This window comes from Mesorhizobium sp. M4A.F.Ca.ET.022.05.2.1, assembly GCF_003998845.1.
Lineage (GTDB): Bacteria > Pseudomonadota > Alphaproteobacteria > Rhizobiales > Rhizobiaceae > Mesorhizobium.
The window spans coordinates 1-5,767 of sequence record NZ_RZOJ01000381.1 but is presented as its reverse complement, the minus strand read 5'-3'; the positions used below and the strand labels follow the sequence as shown (position 1 = coordinate 5,767).

The following is a 5,767-nucleotide window of genomic DNA, read 5'->3' as shown; positions in this document are numbered from 1 at the left end:
GTTATAGACGGACTCGCCGATGATGTTGGTGGCAAGGCTGCCCTCGGCACGCATCACCGGGGCGGCCGGCGCCTCGTTCTGCGTGGCTGGCGCCGGGGTCGTCGCTGTCTGCGCGTAGGCGCCGGCTGCAATCAGTGTGGCGAGCGCGGTGGTCGCAAAAAGGGTGCGTATCATGATGCTTCCTCCTCGTGCATGATTTCGGGTCCACCGCACCGTCGCTGGAGGATCGGCCGCGGCGTTTCTACAGGTTCACAACGTCGTGACCACATCGTTGTTCCGAAAAATGCGGCTGCGCGCTTCGGACAAGCCCATGAAATTGCTGGCGCTGGCCGGTTTCACCGGACCCGGGAACCTTTCTCTAGCCATTCCGTTTCAGCCTGCGGCTGAGCCTATCGCGGCTCGGTGTGCGACAACGGAGTGGGGCATGCGATTTGCGGCGGTGCTGAACCGGGATGGCGGCACGTTGCGGACAACCGATCTTTCCGGCTTCTGTGACCGGCTGCGCCAAACGCTCGAGGCGGCCGGCCATTCCGTGGATGTCGATGTGGTTGCCGGCGAAGACATTGCAGCGGCCCTCCAAAAGGCGGCCCGGCGGCGCGACGTCGATGTCGTACTGGCCGGCGGCGGCGACGGCACCATTTCGGCCGCAGCCGGCCTGCTGATGAACCGCAAGACGGCGCTGGCCATCCTGCCGGCAGGCACGATGAACCTCTTCGCCCGCGGGCTCGGCGTTCCGCAGACGCTCGACGCGGCGCTGAAGTCCTTTGCCGATGGCGAGGTGATAGCGGTCGACATGGCGAGCGCCAATGGCCGGCCTTTCATCCACCAATTCTCCATCGGCCTGCACGCCAAGATGGTGCAGCTGCGCGAGGGCATGGAATTCGGCTCGCGGCTTGGGAAGATGCGGGCCTCGGCGCGTGCCGCCTGGGCGACGATCAAGAACCCGCCGGCCTTGAAGGTGACACTCACCATCGGCGAGGCCGAGATCGTGACCCGCGCCACCGGCATCGGTGTCACCAACAACCTGTTCGGCGAGGGCCACCTGCCCTATGCCGACAACCCCGCCGGCGGCGTGCTCGGCATCTACATCTCGGTGGCGCGCAGGCGTGGCGAGCTGGTCAGGGTCTTCTTCGACATGGCGCGTGGCAAATGGCGCGACAGCGCCCATGTCGAAATCCATCAGGCGGAGAGTGCCAGGCTGAAAATCCATGCCGCGAGCAGCAAATACCGCGCCGTTATGGATGGCGAGCTCGTCCAACTCGAACGCGAGACCGAGATCGCAATTCACCCCGGTGCGCTAAAGGTGCTGGTGCCGTCTCGGGTCGCGCGGGCAGAGGCGGCGTGATGCACCGGGAAACGAGATGGACGCGGACGTGGCCTCTAGCCCTTGGGCCCCTGCTCGGTGGTCGGAGCTTTGATGACTTCGCCATAAATCTCCGCGATCCCCCACGCAACGAATGCCAGAAGCAGCCCTGCGACAAGAATCTTGAGCACATTGACCCCCCAGCGTCCCTGGCGGGCTTTCTCCTCGGGAATGATCTTGGTCATGGTCGGCCTCCGTATCGTTTGGCACCGGCCGGCGCGTCTGGCAGAATATGGTCGGGTAACGGTTCCTCGCCGCGAAGGTTCCGCAGCCTGGGGCGTTGGCATATGTCGGCACCGCGGGTGCTGGCTGCAGGACGCGGCATTTGGGGGCTTGGTGGATAGCAGGGTGCGCAAAACGCCGGGACTGCCGGCCGATGTCCTTGGCGCGGTGAAGGCGGAGCACCGCCTGGCCGTGCTTCATGGTCTGCTTGACACGGAGCCCGATCCTGATTTCGACCGCGTCACCGGTCTTGCCGCCGCTGTGCTTCAGGCACCGATCGCGCTGATCACCCTCGTCGATGCCGAGCGCCAGTGGTTCAAATCCAGCCTGGGCCTGGGCGAAACCGAAACCACCACCGGAATGCCCTTCAGTGCACATGCCATCGCCGCCGGCGACGAGCCGATGGTGGTGACCGACGCGACCCTCGACCCACGCTTCGCCGCGAGTCCCGCAGTCACCGGCAAGCATCATGTCCACTTCTATGCCGGCGTGCCGATGGTCGTGGCAGGCGCCCGCATCGGCACGCTCTGCGTGCTCGACCGCAAGCCGCGCGCCTTTCCGTCGGCTGATCAGCTCGGCCAGCTGAAGGCGCTGGCCGAACTCGCCGCCAGCCTGTTCGCGCTGAAGGACGCAACCCGCAGCGGCGCTATCGCAAAAGAGGCGCTGGCGCAGGAGGAAAAGCGCCGCGCCATCGCCCTCGACGCCGCCTCGCTCGCCAGTTGGGCATGGGACATCCGCACCGACATCATCGAATGCGACGTGCTGCTGTCCGAACTTTTCAACCTGCCGCGCTCGAACCGGCTGAAGGCGCGCGACATCCTGGCGGCCATCGATCCGCGCGACGTCTATCAGACCGAGACGCGCTTTCGCGACGCGCTGACCGGTAGCGATGACTATTTCGGCGAATACCGGGTGAAGGGTATCTACCCGCCGCGCTGGATCGCCACGCGTGGCCGCGTCATCGAACGCGAGGACGACGGCAAGCCGACACTGATCTTCGGCGTCAACTACGACATTACCGAGCGCAAGCTCGGCGACGAGCGCCAGCGGCTGTTGCTGCGCGAGCTGAACCACCGGGTCAAGAACACGCTGGCGACGGTGCAGGCGCTGGCGACGCAGACCGTTCGCCACGCCCGCCGGCCGAGCGAGTTCTTGGAAGCCTTCGGCGCAAGGCTGCAGGCGCTGGGCGCCGCCCACAACCTCCTGTCCGATCGCGAATGGCGCGGCATCGGCATCAACGAGCTGGTGCAGGTCGAGGTCAAGCCGTTCGATAGCGCCGAGCAGCCGCGCATGACGATCACTGGCGACGACTTGCTGCTCACCCCCGACCAGGCGGTCGGGCTCGGACTGATCCTGCATGAACTGGCAAGCAACGCCCTGCAGCACGGATCGCTGTCGGTAGCGTCCGGCAGGGTCGAACTCGGCTGGAAGACGCACGGCAGAAAGGGCACTCGTCGCCTGGTGCTGACCTGGCGCGAAACCGGCGGCCCTCAGGTGGAGCCGCCGGATCGTCACGGCTTCGGCTCGATCCTGATCCGCCGCAGCCTGACCAAGGTCATCTCCAGCGCAGTGAAGCACGAATTCCGCCCGGACGGCGTCTTTGCCGAAATATCGATGCCGTTGGAGGATCTGCCCAAATAGCTATGGAACTTGAGCAATTCCAGGACAAGTGCGAACCGGTTACCTGGAATCGTTCTAGCCTGTCTCGTTGTCCGGATCCTTGCCGTGGTCCGGCTTCGCATTCTCCCGGTAGATCGCATAGGCAACCAACGCCAGCGCCGGACCAAGAACGGCGCCGAGCCCGCCCTTCCCCTTGAGCAGAACTGGTAGCGCGGCGAGCGCGGCGGTGATGCCAAGCGCCTTCATATCGGCGAGGCGCCGGCGTGCCCGGCGCCGCGCCCGCAGGCCCGCCGACAACTGGTAGACAACAAGGATAAGTCCGGCGATCAAGAGGAAGCCGATGCCGAAGCCCAGCGAGGCCGCCATCGGGCCATAGCGTCCGGCGGCCCAGATATAGGCCGCGCCGATGAGGAAGCCGAGGCCGGTGAGTGCCGCGAGCGCCGCAACGCCGTAGACGATCGCCATCGTCCGCGCGCGGCCGAGCGCCGCGACGGCCTCGCCGGAGGCGACAGCCGAAATCAGCGATGCCAGCATTCCCATCTGTGCGGAACTAGCGCCGCGCCAGAAGCGCGAACAGAAAGCCGACACCTGCCGCGATCGCCAGCGAGGTCACCGGCTTTTCGCGCACATTGGCGGCGATCTGCGCCTCGATGTCCCTGGCATTGCCGCGCAATCCTTCGAAGGCAGCTTCGCCTTGGGCGCGCAATTGCTCGACGCCTTCGCTGGCGGCCCGCCGCGCCGTTCCATAGCCGTGCTCGCCGGTCTTCGCCAACTGCTTGGTCAGTTTTTCGATGTCGGCTTTCAGTTGCCTGATGTCGGCTTCGAGGTCTGGACTCGTCCGGCCGTCATTCGCGGCTCTTCCTGCGGCGCTCGCCATGGCTTAACTCCTTGCGTTTGCTTGCTTTCAACGCCCGACACACGGCAAGGTTCCGAGCCATTAAATGGAATTGGCTGAACCCTTCGGCGAGGCCGTGCCTGATCCGGACCGCTCGCTCCTGTCTCATCAAAAATTCGTCGGCGCTCCGACATAACTTTTTAAATGACAGCGCGCCCGATAGCGCTCATGACTGCCTCTTCTGGGAGGCATACCCGAGGAGATTTTGCTAGGTGCCATTGCTTGACGGATTGCGGATTCTCGTCCTGGAAGACGAATTCCTCATCGCCGCGGATGTCGAACAGCTGTGCCGCGACTATGGCGCCGGCGACGTGGTCGTTGCGGGCGACCTCACCGAGATCGAGCCGGAGCATGTGGCCGCCCGATTCGACGCCGCCATCGTCGACCTGATGCTGAGTGGCGCCTCTACCCTCGACTTCGCCTCGCGGCTGCGCGAATCCGGCCTGCCCTTCATCTTCGCCTCCGGCTATTCCGACCTGGACGAATTGAAGACGTCCTTTCCGGAGATCAGGCTGGTCAGCAAACCCTTCTCCGGGGAGGATCTTGTCGAGGCGGTGGCGGCGGCCTGCGGCCGCGGACCGCTGGCATGAGTGCTGAAAGCCGGCTTCGAGGTCGCCCGGACCCTTAGGCGGCGTTCGACCCTGTCACTTGCGCCGATATCGCATCCGGACCGTACTCGTCTTCGCCGGATATCTTCAGGATTTCCTGCAGCCTGGCACGTGCACGGCTGACACGGCTCTTGATCGTTCCGACGGCGCAGCCGCAGATTTCCGCCGCTTCCTCGTAGGAAAAGCCCGATGCACCGATCAGGATGATGGCTTCGCGCTGATCCTCCGGCAACTGTTCGAGCGCGCCTCGAAAATCCTTCAGATCGAGCTGGCCGTGCTGGGCCGGATGAACGGCGAGCCTCGCCGTCATGATGCCGTCGCTGTCCTGCACTTCGCGGCCGCGCTTGCGCATCTGCGAATAGAACTCGTTGCGCAGGATTGTGAACAGCCAGGCCTTGAGATTGGTGCCCGGCTGGAAGCTTTCATGCTTGTCCCAGGCCTTGACCAGCGTTTCCTGCACCAGATCGTCGGCCTTGTCGGCGTTTTGCGTCAGCGATACTGCAAAGGCGCGCAGGCTCGGGATCGAGCCGAGCAGGTCGGTCTTGAAGCTCTGCGAGACGGCCGCCATGCTTCAATCCTTTTTCCGTGCGGGGTCTGCCTGCTCCAATTGACTGAGCAATTGGGAGAAGCGGTCCGGCACCTGATCGGAGACCAGCTCGTCGTAATATTGCTTGAGTTTGCGGCCGATTTCCGAGTTTGGCCCGAGCGGGTCGCCGGAAATAGCCCGGCGCCTGCCTGCGGCGCCAGCCGAAGTGTCTTTCGTCATATCCTTCATTTCGCCCTTTATTTCCAGCACCCTGGCCGCCCCTAACACACAACGCAAAGCGGCACCCTCGTCTGGTTGCCCGTCCCGACCTCAAACGTCGTCCCCTTATATTAGTTCCACACCATAGGAACTTTTTCGGAAAGCCGGCGTTTCATTTTTTCGGGGCTTGCCATCGGCTTGACCGGCAACCTATGCAACTGCGTCATCTGAGGGAGACGTCAATCATGAGCCTTTCCGCCACCATCGCGCCGCATCTGCCGTTCCTGCGCCGCTTCTCGCGCGCCGTCTCCGGA

Annotated in this window: 8 protein-coding genes; 3 read left to right on the top strand and 5 right to left on the bottom strand. The window is 64.3% G+C overall.

From position 1 onward, the window contains the following. Positions 1 to 424 precede the first annotated feature (424 nt). The gene (locus EN745_RS28190; RefSeq protein ID WP_126058003.1) at positions 425 to 1,345 is read left to right on the top strand and encodes a diacylglycerol kinase family protein; all 921 of its coding nucleotides are present in this window, start codon (positions 425 to 427) and stop codon (positions 1,343 to 1,345) included. Positions 1,346 to 1,380: 35 nt separating this feature from the next. Here the strand turns inward: EN745_RS28190 and EN745_RS36370 are convergent, their stop codons facing one another. After that, positions 1,381 to 1,548: a hypothetical protein gene (locus tag EN745_RS36370; protein ID WP_189347266.1), complete on the bottom strand. Its 168-nt coding sequence runs from the start codon at positions 1,546 to 1,548 to the stop codon at positions 1,381 to 1,383. A gap of 151 nt (positions 1,549 to 1,699) precedes the next feature. On the opposite strand from EN745_RS36370, the gene EN745_RS28185 reads away from it, so the two are divergent. Next, positions 1,700 to 3,226 (top strand): HWE histidine kinase domain-containing protein, encoded by a 1,527-nt coding sequence (locus EN745_RS28185; protein WP_189363182.1) that lies wholly within the window; start codon positions 1,700 to 1,702, stop codon positions 3,224 to 3,226. Positions 3,227 to 3,280: 54 nt separating this feature from the next. Here the strand turns inward: EN745_RS28185 and EN745_RS28180 are convergent, their stop codons facing one another. Together EN745_RS28180 and EN745_RS28175 are read right to left on the bottom strand one after the other, a co-directional pair. After that, positions 3,281 to 3,745 carry a hypothetical protein gene (locus EN745_RS28180; protein ID WP_126058001.1) on the bottom strand — a complete coding sequence of 155 codons (465 nt, stop codon included), beginning with the start codon at positions 3,743 to 3,745 and terminating at the stop codon, positions 3,281 to 3,283. 10 nt (positions 3,746 to 3,755) lie between these two features. Continuing rightward, on the bottom strand, positions 3,756 to 4,082 hold the full coding sequence (locus tag EN745_RS28175) for a DUF883 family protein (protein ID WP_126058000.1): 327 nt from the start codon (positions 4,080 to 4,082) through the stop codon (positions 3,756 to 3,758). Positions 4,083 to 4,318: 236 nt separating this feature from the next. Here EN745_RS28175 and EN745_RS28170 point away from each other — a divergent pair, with 236 nt between their 5' ends. Then, positions 4,319 to 4,690, top strand: a complete 372-nt coding sequence (locus EN745_RS28170; protein WP_126059340.1) for a response regulator — start codon at positions 4,319 to 4,321, stop codon at positions 4,688 to 4,690. Positions 4,691 to 4,724: 34 nt separating this feature from the next. On the opposite strand, the gene EN745_RS28165 is transcribed toward EN745_RS28170, so the two are convergent. Then, a complete protein-coding gene (locus EN745_RS28165) occupies positions 4,725 to 5,276 on the bottom strand; it encodes an RNA polymerase sigma factor (protein WP_126057999.1) in 552 nt (183 codons plus the stop codon). Positions 5,277 to 5,279: 3 nt separating this feature from the next. Continuing rightward, positions 5,280 to 5,483, bottom strand: coding sequence for a NepR family anti-sigma factor (locus EN745_RS28160; protein ID WP_126059339.1), 204 nt, complete (start codon positions 5,481 to 5,483; stop codon positions 5,280 to 5,282). Positions 5,484 to 5,767: the final 284 nt, after the last annotated feature.